Here is a 19,217-nt window from a genome sequence, read left to right on the forward strand (position 1 = left end):
CGGCGAGGCTGCACCGACCCCACCCCGCGTCACCAGTGCCGCCTTTTGCGGCACTTGCTCCGCGACCCTCCCCTCGAGGGGGAGGGTAATCACCCCTGCGAAGGCCTGAACCTCGCCACCAACGTGTGGCTCTCCGCGGCGTAGGTGAACCTCACCTGCGTCACCGGGTGCTCGGCGCTCCAGGTTCGGCGCTCGACCACCAGGCAGGGCGCGCCGGTTGCGATGTCGAGCGCTTCGGCAATATGTCTGTCTGCCGCGACCGCGCGGATACGGTGCTCTGCCTCGCTCCATGGCACGCGGCCAATCAGCCAAGGGCCGGGGGCGATGTCGAGAAACTCCTCCTCGGCGGCTTCCGCGACGGCGGCGAGATTGATCAGCCGCTGTTCGTGCGCGAACGGCCGCTTGCCGGCAAAATGCCGGCATTCAAGCGCCAGCACCTGTCCGGCTGCGTCCAGTTCCAGCAAGGCGCGATCCTCGGCGCTGCTGCGCCTTTTCTGCCGCGCCAAGCGCTCGTAACGATAAGCCAGGCCAAGCGACTCAACCTCGATCCTGATGTCGTGGATTTCCAGCACCGCGGCCTGCGACTGCGGCTGGCGGACAAAGCTGCCCGAACGGCGGCGGCGCTCGATCAGCCCGGCCTTGGCCAGTTGCGACAGCGCCTTGTTCACCGTCATGCGCGAGCAATTGTATTCGGCCGTCAACTCGTGCTCGAACGGGATGCGGTGACCCGGCGCCCAGGCGCCGGACATTATTTTCTCGCTGATGTCGGACAGGATGCGCTGGTGCAGCGAACCGCCGCCTTCCACCGCCGCTGTCTCTGATATGCTCATGCCGAAAGCGCCGTCATCACATGGCGAAAGCGCTCGGCGATCGTCTCACGCGCTGCATGCCGGCCGCCGCTGACTTGTTTTTTTCCGTGCACCCAGACGCAATCGACCTTGCCGCCATTGGCAAAGATCCAGGCGTCGAGGATCGCATCGCCACTTTTTCCGGCCAGCGAAGGATGGTTTTCGTCGAGGGAGACGAAATCAGCCGCGGCGCCGGCGGCGATCCGCGACGGGCCGGCGCCGAGTGCGGTGCTGCCGCCATCGAGGGCGGCGTCGAACAGAGCCCGCCCGGTCGAGCCGCCGGCCACCGCCAGCACATTGCGGGCGCGGTGTGCGAGGCGCTGCGAATATTCGAGCTGGCGCAATTCATCCGGCAGGCCGATCAGCACGTTGGAATCCGAGCCGACGCCGAAGCGGCCGCCATGTTCGATGAACAGAGGTGCTGAAAAGGTGCCGTCGCCGAGATTGGCCTCGGTGATCGGGCAAAGCCCGGCAATGGCGCCGCTTCTGGCCATGCCGGTTGTCTCAGCCTCGGTCATGTGGGTGGCGTGGATCAGGCACCAACGCTTGTCGATCCCGGCATTGGCGAGCAGCCATTCGACCGGTCGCGCACCCGACCACGCCAGGCAATCCTCGGCCTCCTTCACCTGCTCGGCGACGTGGATGTGGATCGGTCCGTCCGGCGCAATGGCGGCAACAGCGCTGAGTTCCTCCGGCGTCGCGGCGCGCAGGCTGTGCGGGGCGACGCCGACGACAGCCTGATTCAACGCACGAACCGATTCGCGGCTTTTCTCAAGCAAGCGTTCGAACCGATTTACATCGTTGATGAATCGCCGCTGGCCTTCATTGGGCGCAGCGCCGCCGAAGGAGGAATGGGCATAAAACACCGGCAGCAGCGTCAGGCCGATCCCGGTTTCGCCGGCGGCCGCGGCAATACGTTCGGCCATCTCGGCAAGGTTGGCATAGGGTTTTCCGTCGCGATCGTGGTGGAGATAATGAAATTCGCCGACGCGCGAGAATCCGGCCTCCAGCATCTCGACGTAAAGCTGTGCGGCGACCGCCTCGACCTGGTCCGGCGTCATCGACAGCGCAAAGCGGTACATCACCTCGCGCCAGCTCCAGAAGCTGTCGGCGGAGGGACCGCGCAGTTCGGCAAGCCCGGCCATGCCGCGCTGGAAGGCGTGGCTGTGCAGGTTCGGCATGCCGGGGACCAGAATGGCGTGGCGTTCGTCGTCGGCTTGCTGCGAAGAGCCCGGCTCGACTGCCGTGATGCGACTATCGTTCAACGAAATCCGCACCTTGTCGTGCCAGCCATCGGCCAGCAGCGCCTGTTCCGCAAAGATCGCCGTCACGTTTTTCTCCGCGTTCCATGAACAATGCACTTGCAGTGCGTTTCAATATGTATATACATAATCGCCATCCAAGCAACGGAAAAAGATGATGGCGGCACAGAACAAAAGCCGGGCACGGGGCCTTCAGCTTTGGCGCAATGCGCGCCTGGCAACCATGGCCGAAGGCGATGCCGGACTGGGCCTCGTCGAAAAGGGCGCGATCGTCGCCCGTGACGGCGTCATCGTCTATGCCGGTCCGGAAGCCGACATGCCGTCAGCGTTGGCTCAGGGCGGCGAGACTACCGATTGCGAAGGCCGCTGGATCACGCCCGGCCTGATCGACTGCCACACCCATCTCATCCATGCCGGCAACCGTGCCAACGAGTTCGAGATGCGGCTGGCCGGCGCCACCTATGAAGAGGTCGCCAGAGCCGGCGGTGGCATCGTCTCGACGGTCAAAGCCACGCGTGCAGCGCACGAGGATGAATTGGTCCGGCAGAGCCTGCCGCGCCTCGACGCTTTGATTGCCGAGGGCGTGACGACCGTCGAAATCAAGTCGGGCTACGGCCTTAGCCATATGCATGAGAGATGGTCGCTACGTGCGGCGCGGCGGCTGGGCACAATGCGGGATGTGTCCGTGGTCACCACTTTTCTCGGCGCACACACACTACCGCAGAATCTGGGCGATCTTTCCGTGCCGTCGGAGCCCTATCGCGACAAGGACGAATACATCGACAATATCGTCGACAATATTCTGCCCGCCATCGCCGTCGAGGGCCTGGCGGATGCCGTTGATGGGTTCTGCGAAGGCATTGCCTTCTCGCCGGAGCAAATCGCCCGCGTCTTCGACAAGGCCAAGGCGCTTGGCCTGCCGGTCAAACTCCATGCCGACCAGCTGTCGAACCTGCATGGCGCCGAACTCGCCGCCCGCTATGGCGCGCTGTCGGCCGACCATCTCGAATACACCGACGAGGCCGGCGCCGCAGCGATGGCCAAGGCCGGCACCGTGGCGACCATCCTGCCCGGCGCCTACTATTTCATCCGCGAAACCAGGAAGCCGCCGGTCGGCCTGTTCCGCCAGCACGGCGTCAAGATGGCGGTCGCCACCGACAACAATCCCGGGACGTCGCCGCTGACCTCGCTGTTGCTGACCATGAACATGGCAGCGACGCTTTTCGGCCTGACCGTCGAGGAATGCCTGGCCGGCACCACTCGCGAGGCTGCCCGCGCGCTTGGGCTGCTTGGCAAGACCGGCACGCTTGAGGCAGGAAAATCCGCCGACCTGGCGATCTGGGACATCGAGCGTCCGGCCGAACTCGTCTACCGCATGGGCTTCAACCCGCTCCATGCCCGCATCTGGAGAGGACAATGACCGAACTTAACCTGAAGCCCGGCAATGCGACGCTGGCCGACTGGCGCGCTATCTATCGTGGCGCCATGCCGAAGCTCGACGCCTCCTGCCGGCCAAAAATCAAGGCCAGCGCCGAGGCAGTCGCCCGCATCGTCGCCAAGGGTGAGCCGGTCTACGGCATCAACACCGGCTTCGGCAAACTGGCCAGCGTCCGCATTCCGGCCGAGGATCTAGAGACCCTGCAACGCAACATCGTTTTGTCGCATGCCGCCGGTGTCGGCGAGCCGATGCCGGTTTCGGTGGTTCGGCTGATGATGGCGCTGAAGCTCGCCAGCCTTGCGCAGGGCGCGTCGGGCGTACGGCCGCAAACCATCGAATTGCTGGAAGCGATGCTGGCCAACGACGTCATCCCCATGGTGCCGGCGCAGGGCTCGGTCGGCGCCTCCGGCGATCTCGCGCCGCTGTCGCACATGACGGCGGTGATGATCGGCGTCGGCGAATGCTTTACACCGCATGGCCGCTTCCCGGCCAAGGTCGCTTTCGTCTCGCACGGCCTGGAGCCCGTGACGCTCGGCGCCAAGGAAGGTCTGGCGCTGCTCAACGGCACGCAGTTTTCCACCGCCTACGCGCTGGCCGCTCTGTTCGAGGCCGAAGTGCTGTATCAGTCGGCGCTGGTCGCCGGGGCGCTGTCGACCGACGCTGCCAAGGGCTCGGACGCGCCCTTCGATCGGCGCATCCATCTCCTGCGCAAACATCCCGGCCAGATCGAGACGGCGGAAGCGCTGCGCAACCTGATGGCCGGCAGCGCCATTCGTGAATCGCACCGCGTCGGCGATGAGCGCGTGCAGGATCCGTACTGCCTGCGCTGCCAGCCGCAGGTGATGGGTGCGGCGCTCAACGTGCTGCGCCAGGTCGCCGATACGCTCGGCACCGAGGCCAATGGCGTCACCGACAATCCGCTGATCTTCGCCGAGGACGATACTGCGCTGTCCGGCGGCAATTTCCACGCCGAGCCGGTGGCTTTCGCTGCCGACATGATCGCGCTTGCCGTCTGCGAGATCGGCTCGCTGTCGGAGCGCCGCATCGCCATGCTGGTAGACCCCGCGCTGTCCGGCATGCCGGCCTTCCTGACGCCGAAGCCCGGCCTGAACTCCGGCTTCATGATCCCGCAGGTGACGGCGGCGGCGCTCGTCTCTGAGAACAAGCAGAAGGCCTATCCGGCAAGTGTCGATTCCATCCCGACCTCGGCCAACCAGGAAGACCATGTCTCGATGGCCGCACATGGCGCTCGCCGGCTGATCGGCATGATCGAAAACGCCACGGCCGTCATCGGCATCGAACTCCTGGCCGCCGCGCAGGGCTGCGATTTCCATGCGCCGCTGGCGTCGAGTGCAGCTCTGGAAGCGGTTCGCAAGCTGGTCCGCGCCGAGGTGCCGCATCTCGACAATGACCGGCATTTCCACCCTGACATGGAAAAAGCCATCGCCATGGTGCGCAGCGGCGCTGCCATCAAGGCTGCGAGCGCGGTGACATTGCCTTCGATCTCGGGAGTCTGACATGACCGACTGGCTGACAGTGACGGAAGGCACGGCACCCCTGTTGGTGTCCATCCCGCACACGGGTATCGATCTCGCCGGCATCGACAATCGGCTGGTCTCGCCCTGGCTCGGCCGCCGCGATTGCGACTGGTGGATCGACAATCTCTACGATTTTGCCGCCGGCCTTGGCGCGACTGTCGTGCACACGTCGATCTCGCGCACCGTCATCGACGTCAACCGCGATCCCTCCGGCGCCTCGCTCTATCCCGGGCAGACGACAACGACGCTATGCCCGACCGAGACCTTCGACGGCGATCCGCTGTATCTGCCCGGCGCGGAACCGACGCCGTCGGAGATAGACCAGCGCCGCATAGCGTATTTCATGCCCTACCATGAAATGCTGGCGGCCCAGGCCGTCAGGCTGCGCGGCCTGCATGAGAAGGTCGTCATTTACGATTGCCACTCGATCCGGTCGGTGCTGCCGCGCCTGTTCTACGGCACGCTGCCGGTGTTCAATCTCGGCACCAATGACGGCCAGACCGCGGATCCTACGCTGCAGGCGCTGGTTGGTCAGATCATGGCCGAGAGCGGTGAAAGCAATGTCATCAACGGTCGTTTCAAGGGCGGCTGGATCACCCGCTATTTCGGCAATCCGCAAGGCGGCTACCATGCGCTGCAGATGGAACTTGCCGATCGCGGCTATTTGCGCGAGCCCGAGGGCAAGGGCGAACCGGACAATTGGCCGGTGCCTTATGATGCCGAGTTCGCCGCGCCGATGCGCGCCACACTGACGAAAATCCTCCAATCCGCCATTGACTGGGCCGGGCGCTGAGACGCCGCCTTACTCCAAAGGGACAATGATGAACAATCCTCGCCACAACATCCGCGAAGTGCGCGCGCCCCGCGGCGACAAGCTCAACGCCAAATACTGGACGACCGAAGCGCCGCTGCGCATGCTGATGAACAACCTCGATCCCGATGTCGCCGAAAACCCCAATGAGCTCGTTGTCTATGGCGGCATCGGCCGGGCCGCGCGCACCTGGAACGATTTCGACAGCATCGTCGCCTCGTTGAAGACCCTCAATGAAGACGAGACGCTGCTGGTCCAGTCCGGCAAGCCGGTCGGCGTCTTCCGGACGCACACCGATGCGCCGCGCGTGCTGATCGCCAACTCCAACATCGTGCCGCATTGGGCGACCTGGGATAAATTCAACGAGCTCGATAAAAAAGGCCTGATGATGTACGGCCAGATGACGGCCGGCTCCTGGATCTATATCGGCACGCAAGGCATCGTGCAGGGCACCTACGAGACCTTCGTCGAGGCCGGCCGCCAGCACTACAATGGCAACCTTACGGGCAAATGGATCCTGACCGGCGGCCTCGGCGGCATGGGCGGCGCCCAGCCGCTTGCCGCCGTCATGGCCGGCGCTTGCTGCCTGGCCATCGAATGCAATCCGGACTCGATCGATTTCCGGCTGCGCACCCGCTATGTCGACGAGAAGGCCGAGACGCTCGACGAAGCGATGGAAATGATCGAGCGCTGGACCAATGCCGGCGAGGCGAAGTCGGTCGGCCTGCTCGGCAATGCGGCCGACATCGTGCCGGAAATGTTCAAGCGGGGCATCCGCCCCGACATGGTCACCGACCAGACCTCGGCGCATGACCCGATCAACGGCTATCTGCCCAAGGGCTGGACGATGGCTGAGTGGCGCGAGAAGCGCGTCTCCGATCCCAAGGCTGTCGAGAAGGCCGCCCGCGCCTCGATGCGCGAGCATGTCGAGGCGATGGTGGATTTCTGGAATGCCGGCGTGCCGACGCTCGACTATGGCAACAACATCCGCCAGGTCGCCAAGGACGAAGGCTTCGAGAACGCCTTTGCCTTCCCGGGCTTCGTGCCGGCCTATATAAGGCCGCTGTTCTGCCGGGGCATCGGCCCGTTCCGCTGGGCCGCCCTTTCGGGCGATCCCGAGGACATCTACAAGACCGACGCCAAGGTGCGCGAACTCACCCCTGGCAACACCCATCTGCACAACTGGCTGGACATGGCACGTGAGCGCATCGCCTTCCAGGGCCTGCCGGCGCGCATCTGCTGGGTCGGCCTCGGCGACCGCCACAGGCTGGGCCTCGCCTTCAACGAGATGGTGGCCAGGGGCGAACTCAAGGCGCCCGTCGTCATCGGCCGCGACCACCTCGATTCCGGCTCGGTGGCTTCGCCCAACCGCGAGACGGAAGCGATGAAGGACGGCTCCGACGCCGTCTCCGACTGGCCGCTGCTCAATGCGTTGCTCAACACCGCGTCGGGCGCGACATGGGTGTCGCTGCATCATGGCGGCGGAGTCGGCATGGGCTTCTCGCAGCACGCCGGTATGGTCATCGTCGCCGACGGCACGCCGGACGCAGCAAGGCGCCTGGAGCGCGTGTTGTGGAACGATCCGGCGACAGGCGTCATGCGCCACGCCGATGCCGGCTACGACGTCGCCATCGAGTGCGCGAAGGAGCACCAGCTCAATCTGCCCGGTATTTTAGGCTGATTGGCTTAAATGATGCGCATCCTACGGGCCGCCGACTACCGGGTCATGCCGTGGAAGAATGGCGGCGGCACGACCACCGAGATCGCCGTCTCGCCGGACGGCGCCGGGCTGGACGATTTCGACTGGCGCGTTTCGATGGCGCGAGTCGAGGGCAGCGGCCCGTTCTCGGGCTTTGCCGGCGTCGACCGCACGCTTGCCGTGCTGGAAGGCGAGGGTATCGTGCTTGATATTGCCGGCCGTCCGCCGGCCGAAGTGACGGCGGCTTCCGCCCCGCTGTCCTTCCCGGCCGATGTGCCGACCACGGCGGCGCTGATCTCCGGTCCGATCACCGACCTCAACGTCATGACCCGCCGCGCGCGGGCCACGCACACGGTCGAGCGCCTGGTGTTCTCGGTTCCGACCGATATCCGGCCGACCAGCGCTATGACCCTGATCCTGCCGTTCGACGGCGAGGTCGGCCTCAGCGGCCCGACATCGTCTCGTCTTGGACCCCTCGACACGCTGTTGCTCGGTCCGCAGGCGAAACTAGGGGTTGAACCGGTACGGCCGACGACCGTGTTCGTCATCCGGATAGCCAGGCTGGGCCAGCCGCACCGCCAGCACAACGATTAACGCCTGTTGCCAAACATGATCGCACGCCGGAGAAATCTGGCGTAAGCTGTTGTCTGGATCACGAAAAAGCCCGAATCCTTCCGTCGTTCCAAGGCGGACGGGAGGGCAGGGGTGCTCGTCCTTGAGTTGTCGAAAGCCCCACTTAAAATGTCGAAGGGATAACGCCTCTGGCGTGGTGCGAAGCAAAACTTTCGGCCAGTGTAATCATGCAACCAATTGCATTTGAATCGGTTTTAGGGACATTGCCGTGGCGGTGGCGCCGCATCGCGTCCCCCATGCGGAATTTTCAATGAATATCCAGACAAATCCTGCCCAAATCGAAAAGTCCAGCGCCGGCTTCCCGGTCATCACCGAAGAGCCGATACGCTCCAATTTCCTGCCCGAAGAGCGGCTGCGCGCGCTGGGCGAAAGCCTCGCCAAGGGCGACATCAAGGACCTGTTCGGCCTGACGCCGTTCGATTTCCAGGCCCGCATCCGCGACAGCGCCAAGAAAATCCTCGAAGTCTACCGCTCGACCAATGCCGCCCAGGCCAAGGGCGAAACCATCACGCCTGCCGCGCAATGGCTGCTCGACAACAATTATCTCGTCGAGGAGACCATTTTTCAGGTGAAGCGCGACTTGCCGCGCCGTTTCTACCGGCAGTTGCCGACCCTGGAAGTTGCCGATCGCGCCGCGGTGCCGCGCGCGCTGGCCTTGGCCTGGAGCTATGTTGCCCATTCCGACAGTTCGGTTTCGGCGACCATGTTCAAATCCATCGTCGAGGGTTTTCAGTCGGTCGAGCCGCTCAAGATCGGCGAATTGTGGGCGCTGCCGTCGCTGCTGCGCTTCGTTTTAATCGAGAATCTGCGCCGCATCGCCGTGCGCGTCGACCGCACCAGGCAGATGCGCCATATCGCCAACGAGGTCGCCGACCGCGTGCTGGCGACCGACGACAATGCAGACCGCCGGAAGATCCTGTCGGGCTACGGCGCGCATGCGCAGGACACCACCTTCGCCACCCAGTTGCTCTACCGCCTGCGCGACGGCTCGCAGAATGCCGGCAGGGCGCTGGAATGGCTGGAGGTCGAGCTCGAGAAAACCGGCTCCGACGCCGAGGAAATCATCATTTCCGAGCATCGCACGCTGTCCAGCGGCAATGTCACCACCGGCAACATCATCCGCGGCCTGCGCCTCATCAACGACGTCGACTGGACGGTGTGGTTCGAGGGCGTCAGCCGCATCGACACGCTGTTGCGCGAGCGCACCGATTTCGCCGCGCTCGATTTCTTTTCGCGCGACCAGTACCGCACGTCGATCGAGCAACTGGCGCGCCGCTCCGACCTGTCCGAATTCCGTGTCGCCGAAAAGGCCATCGAGCTGGCCAGCCATGTCCCCGGCGTCACCGATGCCTCCGGCGTGCCGGATGCATCAGCCGATCCGGCCATGCATACCGATGTCGGCTTCTTCCTGGTCGGCCCGCGCCGGCCGGATCTGGAAGAGGCGATCGGCTACCGGCCGCCCTTCCATGTGACCTTCAAGCGAGCCTTCACCGCCACGGGCTGGCTCGGCATCGTTGTGCCGGTCTTCCTGCTTACGGTGCTACTGCTGGTTGTCTCCGGCAATGCGCTTGCCCATCTTGGCCTGTCGGTGGAATCCATCACGCTGATGCTGGCGCTGTTTGCGGTGCCTGCCAGCGAAGGCGCGCTCGCCTTCTTCAACACCGTTGTTTCACTGTTCCTGAAGCCGACGCGGCTCGTCGGCTATGACTACAAGCACGGCATTCCGGCGGCATCACGCACCTTGGTCGTGGTGCCGTCGCTGATCGGCTCGCGCGATGATGTCGAGGAAAACATCCGCAACATCGAGGTGCATCACCTCGCCAACACGGCCGAAGAAATCCATTTCGCGCTGCTGTCCGACTGGCCGGATTCCAAGACCGAGATCGACGCCGCCGACATCGAGATCCTGCAATATGCGCGCGACGAGATCGCCAGGCTCAATGCCCGTTATCCCTCGGAAGGCGCGCCGCGTTTCTATATCCTGCATCGCCGCCGGCTCTACAACCAGGCGCAGGGCGCCTGGATGGGCTGGGAGCGCAAGCGCGGCAAGCTGCATGAGCTGAACCTTCTCTTGCGCGGCGATAGCGACACCACCTTCCTGCCGCTCGACGTGCCGCTGCCGGAAAAGGTCGTCTATGTCATGACGCTCGACGCCGACACGCGCACCACGCGCGACGCTGTGTCGTCACTGGTCGGCAAGCTCGCCCATCCGCTCAACCGCCCGCATTTCGACGCGACAAAGCGCGTCGTTACCGCCGGCTACACCATTCTGCAGCCGCGCATCACAGCCTCGCTCACCAGCGGCGACGACGCTTCTTTCTTCCAGCGCGTCTTTTCGTCCAACAGCGGTCTCGATCCTTACGTCTTTGCCGTCTCGGATCTCTACCAGGACGTCTTCAGCGACGGCTCTTTCACCGGCAAGGGCCTTTATCACGTCGACGCTTTCGAGGCGGCGCTGCAGGGCCGCATCGAGGAAAACACCGTCCTCAGCCACGATCTGCTCGAAGGTGCGTTGGCGCGCGCAGCACTTGTCACCGATGTCGAACTGGTCGAGGACTATCCTACCCGCTACTCGGTCGACGCCTCGCGCCACCACCGCTGGGCGCGCGGCGACTGGCAGCTGCTGCGCTTCATCGTCTCGCCGCGTTCCGGCGTGCCGGCGCTGTCGCGCTGGAAGATGGTCGACAATCTGCGCCGCTCGCTGACCCCGATCTTCTGGGTGATGGCGGCGATTGCCGGCTGGACGCTGCTGCCCTTCACGCAGGCCGCGCAGTGGCAGGCGCTGCTGATCCTGTCGCTGTTCATGGCGCCGACCTTCGATGTCGTCAACGCCATCCTGCCCAAGAGCGGCGACCAGACGCCGCGCGGCCATTTCTCCGCGCTGGCCCACGACACCGTCTTCGGCACGGCCCTTGTGGCGCTGAAAGTGCTGTTGATGGCGCACAATGCCTGGATGATGGGCGACGCCATCGTGCGCACGCTCTACCGCCTGTTCGTCAGCCGCCAGAACCTGCTGGAATGGCGCACCGCATCGCAGGCGCACAAGGGCGGCGACAACGATCTCGGCTCCTATTACAGCATGATGTATGGCGCCGTGATCATCGGCGTCGTCGGTCTCGCCATCCCCGTGCTGGCCGATTCCACCGGTGCCTTCGTCGCCTTCTTCTTCGCTCTGTTCTGGATCGGTTCGCCGGCGGTTGCCTGCTGGATCAGCCGCTCGGCCGAGACCGAGGACCGCCTGCGCATATCGCAGGCCGACATCCACGCGCTACGCACCGTGGCGCGCCGCACCTGGCATTATTTCGAAACCTTCGTCACGGCCGAGCACCACAATCTGCCGCCCGACAATTTCCAGGAAAGCCCGGCGCCGGTTGTGGCGCCGCGGACGTCGCCGACCAATATCGGCGTCTACCTGCTGTCGGTGGTGTCGGCACGCGATTTCGGCTGGATTGCGCTCTCCGATGCCATCACCCGCATCGACGCCACGATGACGACCATCGAGAGCATGCCGCGCAACCGCGGCCACCTCTTCAACTGGTACGACACCACGACGCTCAAGCCGCTCTATCCGCTTTACATCTCGGCCGTCGACAGCGGCAATCTCGCCGGACATCTGGTCGCGGTGGCGGCTGCCTGCGCCGAATGGGCGGAAGCCCCGTCCGTTCACCTGCAGGGGGATTTCGAAGGCGTCCTCGACACGGTGAGCATCCTCGACGAGAGCCTCGAGGAATTGCCTGACGACCGCCGGCAACTGCGGCCGTTGCGCCAGCGTCTGGCCGACCGCCTCGACGGCATGCGGCGCGCCGTCATGACCATCAAGGCGCAGCCGGAGATGGCCTCGATCCGCACGATCAACCTGGCCGTGCTTGCCGGCGAGATCCGCAAGCTCGCCACCGCCATCCACACCGAGGCCGGATCGCAGCGGAGCGACATTATCGCCGACTGGGCGGCACGGCTGGAAGCGACCTGCGAGGCGCATGTGCATGACTCGCACAGCGACGAAAACGCCGTCGAAGCCTTGCGCGCCAAGCTGCTGGCGCTGCGCGAACGCTGCCGCCGCTATGCCTTCGAGATGGATTTCTCTTTCCTGATGCGTCAGGAGCGCAAACTGCTGTCGATCGGCTACCGGGTCGAGGAGCACCAGCTGGACGAGAGCTGCTACGATCTGCTCGCCTCCGAGGCGCGGCTGACCAGCCTGTTCGCCATCGCCAAGGGTGACCTGCCCACGGAGCATTGGTTCCGGCTTGGAAGGCCGATTGTCGAGATCGGCTTCCAGGGTGCGCTGATGTCCTGGTCGGGCTCGATGTTCGAGTATCTGATGCCGCCTTTGGTAATGAAGGAGCCGCAGGGGTCGATCCTCAACCAGACCAGCAAGCTGATCATCAAGCGCCAGATGCAGTACGCGCGTTCGAAGAACGTGCCCTGGGGCATTTCGGAAGCGGCCTACAATGCCCGCGACCGCGAACTGACCTACCAGTATACCAATTTCGGCGTGCCCGGACTTGGCCTCAAGCGCGGCCTTGGCCAGAACACGGTGATCGCCCCTTACGCCACGATCCTCGCGGCGCAGTTCACACCGCGCGAATCCGTCCAGAATCTGGCCAGGCTGCGCTCCATCGGCGCTCTCGGCCGGCATGGCTTTTACGACGCCGTCGACTTCACGCCGCAGCGCGTGCCAGAAGGCACCGACCACGCTGTTGTCCTGAACTACATGGCGCACCACTCCGGCATGTCGATCGCCGCCGTTGCCGACGCCATCTTCGAGGGCCGGCTACGCGACCGCTTCCACAGCGATCCGGTGATCGAGTCTGCCGAACTCCTGCTGCAGGAGAGGGCGCCGCGCGACATCCCGACCGCCACGGTCAGGACCGAAGCCGACGAGCGTTCGAAGGACGAGACCGAGGTCGAGAGCCCGGACTCGCGCATTATCCTCGACCCGCTGAGGGCGTTGCGCGCCACCAGCGTCATGTCCAATGGCCGCTACTCCGTCATGGTCTCGGCCACCGGTTCCGGTTACAGCCGCTGGGGCGAACTCGCCGTCACCCGTTGGCAGCCCGACCCGACCGAAGACCGGCTCGGCTCCTACATCTTCCTGCGCGACGCCGGCAGCGGCGACTGGTGGTCGGCCACCGCAGAGCCGAAGCAGGCGACCGGCGAGAGAGTGCAAACGCTGTTTTCCGACGACAAGGCGAGCTTCGTCAAAACAGTGGGCTCGCTGCGTTCGGAGGTCGAATGCATCGTCATCTCGGAAGGCAATGGCGAGGGACGGCGCGTCACGCTCTACAATGACGGCGCCACTGACCGGCATATCGAGGTGACCTCCTTTGCCGAGCTGGTGCTGGGCAACGAAGCCTCCGACAATGCCCATCCTGCGTTCTCGAAAATGTTTATCGAGACCGAGATCGCTGCCAATAACGGCGCCATCTTTGCCACCAGGCGCAAGCGCGACAAGCACGAGCCTGACGTCACCATGGTGCATTTCGTCACCGATCCGTCCGGGTCGGCGCGCGATGCCGAGGCCGAAACCGACCGCCGTGCCTTCATCGGCCGTGGCCGTACCATCGCGGAAGCGGCGGCCTTCGATCCCGGCGCCAAGCTTGGCGGTCACCACGGCTTCACCCTCGATCCGGTAGCGGCCCTGCGCCGCCAGGTGCGGGTGCCGGCCAACAAGAAGATATCGCTGACCTTCTGGACCGCCGTCGGCGCCAACCGCGCCGAACTGGACGAGGCCATCGCCAGGCTCGACCATCCCGAAAGTTTTGCCCGCCAGGCGATGCTTGCCTGGACGCGTTCGCAGGTGCAGACCCGCCATCTTGGTCTGAGCCTGACCGACGCCGCCAACGTGCAGAAGCTGGCGCGCTTCCTGATCTATCCCGATCCGTTCCTGCGCCTGCCCGGCGAATCCATCGCTTCGGGGCTGAGCAAGCAGTCCAGCCTGTGGCCGACCAGCATTTCGGGCGATTTCCCGATCTTCCTGGTCCGCATCGGCGACGTGGCCGACCTCGAAATTGTCGCCCAGGCGCTGCGCTTCCAGGAGTATATGCGCGCCCGCGGCATGATGATCGACTTCGTGGTCGTCAACGAGCAGGCATCGTCCTATGTCCAGGACCTGCAGCGCGCGGTCGAAACACTGTGCGAAAACAGCCGCCTGCGCGGCAAGGAACTCGGGCCGCGCCAGCACATCTTCGCCGTGCGACGCGACCTGATGGACGAGGCGACCTACAAGACGCTGCTGGCGGTTGCCCGCGTGGTTCTGCACACGCGCAACGGCACCATCTTCGACCAGATCGAACGCGCCGAGGCGGCAGCCTTGCAAGCACGCGATGGCCTGCAGCCGGCGCCCCCCGCGTCACTGCGCGAGCCGTCTCTGCCGGTGCCGGCGGCGCCTGCATACCATGCCGCGTCCGACAGCAGCGCCGACGGCAGCGGCCTCAGCCAATGGAACGGCTTTGGCGGTTTCGAGGGCGACGGCCGCCACTATGTCACCCGCCTTGCCGGCCGGCGCTCGACGCCGCAGCCCTGGATCAACGTCGTCTCGAACGCCTCGTTCGGCTTCCATGTCTCGGCCGAAGGCGCTGCCTTCACCTGGAGCCGCAACAGCCGCGATTACCAGCTGACGCCATGGTCGAACGATCCGGTCACCAACCGGCCGGGCGAGGGCATCTACATCTACGACCAGGCCAGCGGCAAGGCATTCTCGCCGCTGGCTGCCGTGGTCCGCGATCCCTCGATGACCTATGAGACATGGCACGGCCAGGGCTTCTCCACCTTCCGGTCCAAACGCGGCCCGCTGTCGATGGATCTGACGCACGTCGTCGATCCCGTCGATCCAGTGAAGATCACGCGGCTGCGCATCCAGAACTCAGGCTCGGCGCCGGCGCGGCTGCGCGTCTATGCCTATGCCGAATGGGTCCTCGGCAGCCATCGCTCGAGCACTGCTGCGACCATCATCCCGTCCAGGGATCCAGCGACTGGCGCGCTTCTGGCGCAAAACCCCTACGGTCTCGATTTCGGCGACCGGGTGGCCTTCCTGGCCGCCACTGGTCCGGTGCATTCGGTGACAGCCGATCGCGGCGAGTTCATCGGCAGGCATGGCACCAGCGCCTTCCCGCACGCCGTCGTCAGCGGCGCCGGCCTGTCGGGCCGCGTCGAGGCCGGCGACGATCCGTGCGCAGCTGTCGCCAGCGACATCGACATCCCCGCCGGCGGCGACGTCACGCTGGTCTGGCTGCTTGGCGACGCCGCCACATCAGCCGAGGCGAGCGCGTTGGTGCAGACCCATTCGGGCAAGGATTTCGACCAGCGGCTGGCCGACAATGAACGCGTCTGGCGCGGCTTCCTCGACACCATCCAGGTCGAGACGCCCGACAAGGCGCTCGACGCCATGGTCAATCACTGGCTGCCCTATCAGAGCCTGGCCTGCCGCATCCGCGCCCGCTCGGCCTTTTATCAGGCAAGCGGCGCCTTCGGCTTCCGCGACCAGCTGCAGGACACGCTGGCCCTGCTTGCGCATGATCCGAAACTGGCGCGCGACCAGATCCTCAATGCGGCGCGCCGGCAGTTCCCCGAAGGCGATGTCCAGCATTGGTGGTTGCCGCGCACCGACGCCGGCGTGCGCACCATGATCTCCGACGATGTGGTCTGGCTGGCGCATGCCACCAATCGCTACATCGAGGTGACCGGCGATACAGGGATCCTGAAGGAGCAGCTGCCTTTCATCGACGGGCAGGTGCTGGGCGAGGGCGAGCACGACGCCTTCTTCACGCCGGAAATCTCCAAGACGAACGCTTCGCTCTACGACCATTGCGCGCGCGCGCTCGACCTTGCGGTCAAGCGCAGCAGCCCGGCCGGGCTGCCGCTGATCCTCGGCGGCGACTGGAATGACGGCATGAACCGCGTCGGCGAAGCCGGCAAGGGGGAGAGTGTCTGGCTCGGCTGGTTCCTTTTGAAGACGCTGGGCGACTTTACCACCGTGGCCAAGGGGCAGGGCGACACCAAGCGGGCGCAGGCCTGGACAAAACATGCCGATGTGCTGAAGCGGGCGCTGGAAAGCACCGCCTGGGACGGCCAGTGGTATCGCCGCGGCAGCTACGACGACGGCTCGCCGCTTGGCTCGCACAATTCGGACGAGTGCAAGATCGACTCCATCGCGCAGTCGTGGAGCGTGCTCTCCGGCGAGGGCGACCCCGCGCGCTCGACCACGGCGATGCAGCAGGCGACGAACCTGCTGGTCGACGACAAGCTCAAGATCGTCAAACTGTTTACCCCGGCCTTCCAGAACACGAGAAAGGACCCTGGTTACATCAAGAGTTATCCGCCGGGCGTGCGCGAGAACGGCGGCCAGTACACCCATGCGGCGACCTGGTTCGTCATCGCGCTCGCCGAAATGGGCCGCACCGACGATGCCTATCGCTGCTTCTCGATGCTGAACCCGGTCAACCATGCGCTCGACGATGCATCGGCCGAGCATTACCGCGTCGAGCCGTACGTCGTCGCAGCCGACATCTATTCCGGTGAGGGCAAGGGTGGTCGCGGCGGCTGGACCTGGTATACGGGCTCAGCGGGATGGCTCTACCGTGCTGCGGTCGAAGGCATTCTGGGCATCGAGCGGCGGGGCAAGCAGATCACGTTCCGGCCGAAACTGCCCAGCCATTGGGACGGCTATTCTGCCACGCTCAAGATGCTGGGGGCGGAGATCAAGGTTCGCGTCATCCGCGACAAAAAGGCCAAATCCATCTCGCTCGAAGTGAATGGAACCAAGACAAAGTCTTCAGGTTTTCAGCCGAAAGCCGGCGACAAGATCGAGGTGGTCGTCAAGATACCCGCGTAAAATCAAAGGCTTCAGATTATTGACGCGCGCCTTTCGAGGCGCGCGTTTTCTACTTCGGCATGCTCCTGGCGCAGAACGGCGTGCGTTCCCGGATACCGGCGGTCCAAGCGTGCAGTGACTAAAAATGTGGCAGCGCTAGATCCTGCCACGATTTTGCCGCAAGACTGACATTTCACCTTTTATCTCAAACCGTTAGGTGATCACGGCAGATTTCGCAACGTCGTCATCTTTTGTTCGCAGAATGGGAACGGAAGAGGTAGACGGGCATTGTTTTGCGACCCGTTAACCGGTACGTGTCAAGAAATGGTGCGGTGCACAATAATGTTTTGGGCGGAGTAGCTGAAGTGTCGCTTCTGCAAATCTACTGGAGAGCGCTGGGGTATCTCGCAGCCGACAGGAAGCGCGTTGCGTTTATCTGCGGTGCGAATGTCGCGCTCGCCATTATCGCCATCCTCGAGCCGATCATGTTCGGCCGGGTGATCGACGCCATCTCCGATAAGGGTTCGGTGTTTTCGACGCTGGCGCTTTGGGCCGGTCTCGGCGCCTTTAACATCGTCGCCTTCGTGCTGGTGGCGCGCGGCGCCGACCGTTTTGCCCACAAGCGGCGCAGCGAGGTGCTGTGCCAGTCGTTCGAGCGCGTGATCACCATGCCGCTCGCCTGGCACCACCAGCGCGGCACCTCCAACGCGCTGCACACGCTGCTGCGCGCCGTCGAGACGCTGTTCAGCCTGTGGCTTGAATTCATGCGCCAGCATCTGTCGACGGCTGTTGCGCTGGCTCTGCTGATTCCGACCGCTATAAGCATGGATCTTCGCATGTCGCTAGTGCTGATGGCGCTGGGCGTTCTCTATGTCGGCATCGGCCGGCTTGTGATGAAGCGCACCAAGGCGGGCCAGGCCGCGGTCGAGCGCCACTACCATCAGGTGTTCGCGCATGTGACCGACTCGGTCAGCAATGTCGCCGTGCTGCAGAGCTACAACCGTCTCGGCCACGAGGCCGATACGCTGCGCCGCTATGTCAAGAACCTGCTCGACGCGCAGAACCCGGTGCTCGACTGGTGGGCGATGGCCAATGCGCTGCACCGCCTGTCGTCGACCATTTCGATGATGGTTGTGCTTTTGATTGGCGCCTATCTGGTCACCCATGGCCAGCTCAAGATCGGCGACGTCATCGCCTTCACCGGCTTTGCCACGCTGCTGATTGCCCGCCTCGACCAGATGTCGGCTTTCGCCAACCAGATTTCCGAAGCCCGCGCCAAGCTCGAGGATTTCTATCACCTCGAGGATTCGGCCGCCGACTCCGCCGAGCCGGACGGCTTGCGCGACCTCACCAACGTCACCGGCCATGTCCGCTTCGAGAATGTCGGCTTCGAGTTTGCCAATTCGCGGCAGGGCGTCGACGACGTCTCCTTCGAGGTCCAGGCCGGGCAGACGGTTGCCATCGTCGGCCCGACCGGCGCCGGCAAGACGACGCTGATCAACCTCTTGCAGCGCGTCTTCTCGCCGTCTCATGGCCGTATCCTGATCGACGGCATCGACACCCGCACGGTGACCCGCAAGTCGCTGCGTCATTCGATCGCCACCGTCTTCCAGGATGCCGGCCTGCTCAACCGCTCGATCGAGGACAACATCCGCGTCGGTCGTGCCGAGGCGACTTATGACGAGGTTCACGCCGCCGCCAACGCGGCTGCCGCGCAGGATTTCATCCTTGCCAAGAGCGCCGGTTACGACACCGTCGTCGGCGAGCGCGGCGGCCAGCTTTCGGGCGGCGAGCGTCAGCGCATCGCCATTGCCCGCGCCGTGCTCAAGGACGCACCGATCCTGGTGCTCGACGAGGCAACGAGCGCGCTCGATGTCGAGACCGAGGACCGCGTCAAGGAAGCCATCGACGAACTGAGGCGCAACCGCACCACCTTCATCATCGCCCACCGCCTGACCACCGTCCGCGACGCCGACCTGGTCGTGTTCATGGACAAGGGCAAGGTGGTCGAGATGGGCGGCTTCGCCGAACTGTCGCTGCGCAATGGCCGTTTCGCCAGCCTGCTGCGCGCCGGCGGCCTGCTCAACGACGAGGAAGTCCGCCGCCTCAGCCGCACCGTGAATATCGAAGCGGCGTAAGCTTTTTACCTCCCCCTTGTGGGGAGGTCGGACCCGTAGGG

General features: G+C 64.6%; 9 protein-coding genes. 7 read left to right on the forward strand and 2 right to left on the reverse strand.

Annotated features, from left to right (window positions below; genetic code table 11):
• Nucleotides 1-89: 89 nt before the first annotated feature.
• A complete protein-coding gene (gene hutC / locus NKI61_RS28240) occupies nt 90-830 on the reverse strand; it encodes a histidine utilization transcriptional repressor HutC (RefSeq protein WP_023724862.1) in 741 nt (246 codons plus the stop codon).
• Nucleotides 827-2,179: a formimidoylglutamate deiminase gene (locus NKI61_RS28245; protein WP_352510767.1), complete on the reverse strand. Its 1,353-nt coding sequence runs from the start codon at nt 2,177-2,179 to the stop codon at nt 827-829. Before NKI61_RS28245 ends, hutC begins: the two co-directional genes overlap by 4 nt.
• Before the next feature lie 88 nt (nt 2,180-2,267).
• Here NKI61_RS28245 and hutI point away from each other — a divergent pair, with 88 nt between their 5' ends.
• From hutI to NKI61_RS28280, 7 genes are all read left to right on the forward strand, one after another.
• A complete protein-coding gene (hutI, locus tag NKI61_RS28250; RefSeq protein WP_352841887.1) occupies nt 2,268-3,530 on the forward strand; it encodes an imidazolonepropionase in 1,263 nt (420 codons plus the stop codon).
• A complete protein-coding gene (gene hutH / locus NKI61_RS28255) occupies nt 3,527-5,065 on the forward strand; it encodes a histidine ammonia-lyase (RefSeq protein ID WP_023736403.1) in 1,539 nt (512 codons plus the stop codon). Before hutI ends, hutH begins: the two co-directional genes overlap by 4 nt.
• A 1-nt stretch (nt 5,066) precedes the next feature.
• On the forward strand, nt 5,067-5,879 hold the full coding sequence (hutG, locus tag NKI61_RS28260) for an N-formylglutamate deformylase (RefSeq protein ID WP_352760948.1): 813 nt from the start codon (nt 5,067-5,069) through the stop codon (nt 5,877-5,879).
• Nucleotides 5,880-5,907: 28 nt separating this feature from the next.
• Nucleotides 5,908-7,578 carry a urocanate hydratase gene (hutU, locus tag NKI61_RS28265; RefSeq protein ID WP_352813380.1) on the forward strand — a complete coding sequence of 557 codons (1,671 nt, stop codon included), beginning with the start codon at nt 5,908-5,910 and terminating at the stop codon, nt 7,576-7,578.
• A gap of 12 nt (nt 7,579-7,590) precedes the next feature.
• Nucleotides 7,591-8,190, forward strand: coding sequence for a HutD/Ves family protein (locus NKI61_RS28270; RefSeq protein WP_352841891.1), 600 nt, complete (start codon nt 7,591-7,593; stop codon nt 8,188-8,190).
• A 289-nt stretch (nt 8,191-8,479) separates the two neighbouring features.
• Nucleotides 8,480-17,059 (forward strand): glycoside hydrolase family 94 protein, encoded by an 8,580-nt coding sequence (locus tag NKI61_RS28275; protein ID WP_352841889.1) that lies wholly within the window; start codon nt 8,480-8,482, stop codon nt 17,057-17,059.
• A gap of 344 nt (nt 17,060-17,403) precedes the next feature.
• Nucleotides 17,404-19,176: a glucan ABC transporter ATP-binding protein/ permease gene (locus NKI61_RS28280; protein ID WP_023672897.1), complete on the forward strand. Its 1,773-nt coding sequence runs from the start codon at nt 17,404-17,406 to the stop codon at nt 19,174-19,176.
• Nucleotides 19,177-19,217: the final 41 nt, after the last annotated feature.

Origin of the sequence: Mesorhizobium sp. M0514 (assembly GCF_040321145.1) — a bacterium.
Lineage (GTDB): Bacteria > Pseudomonadota > Alphaproteobacteria > Rhizobiales > Rhizobiaceae > Mesorhizobium.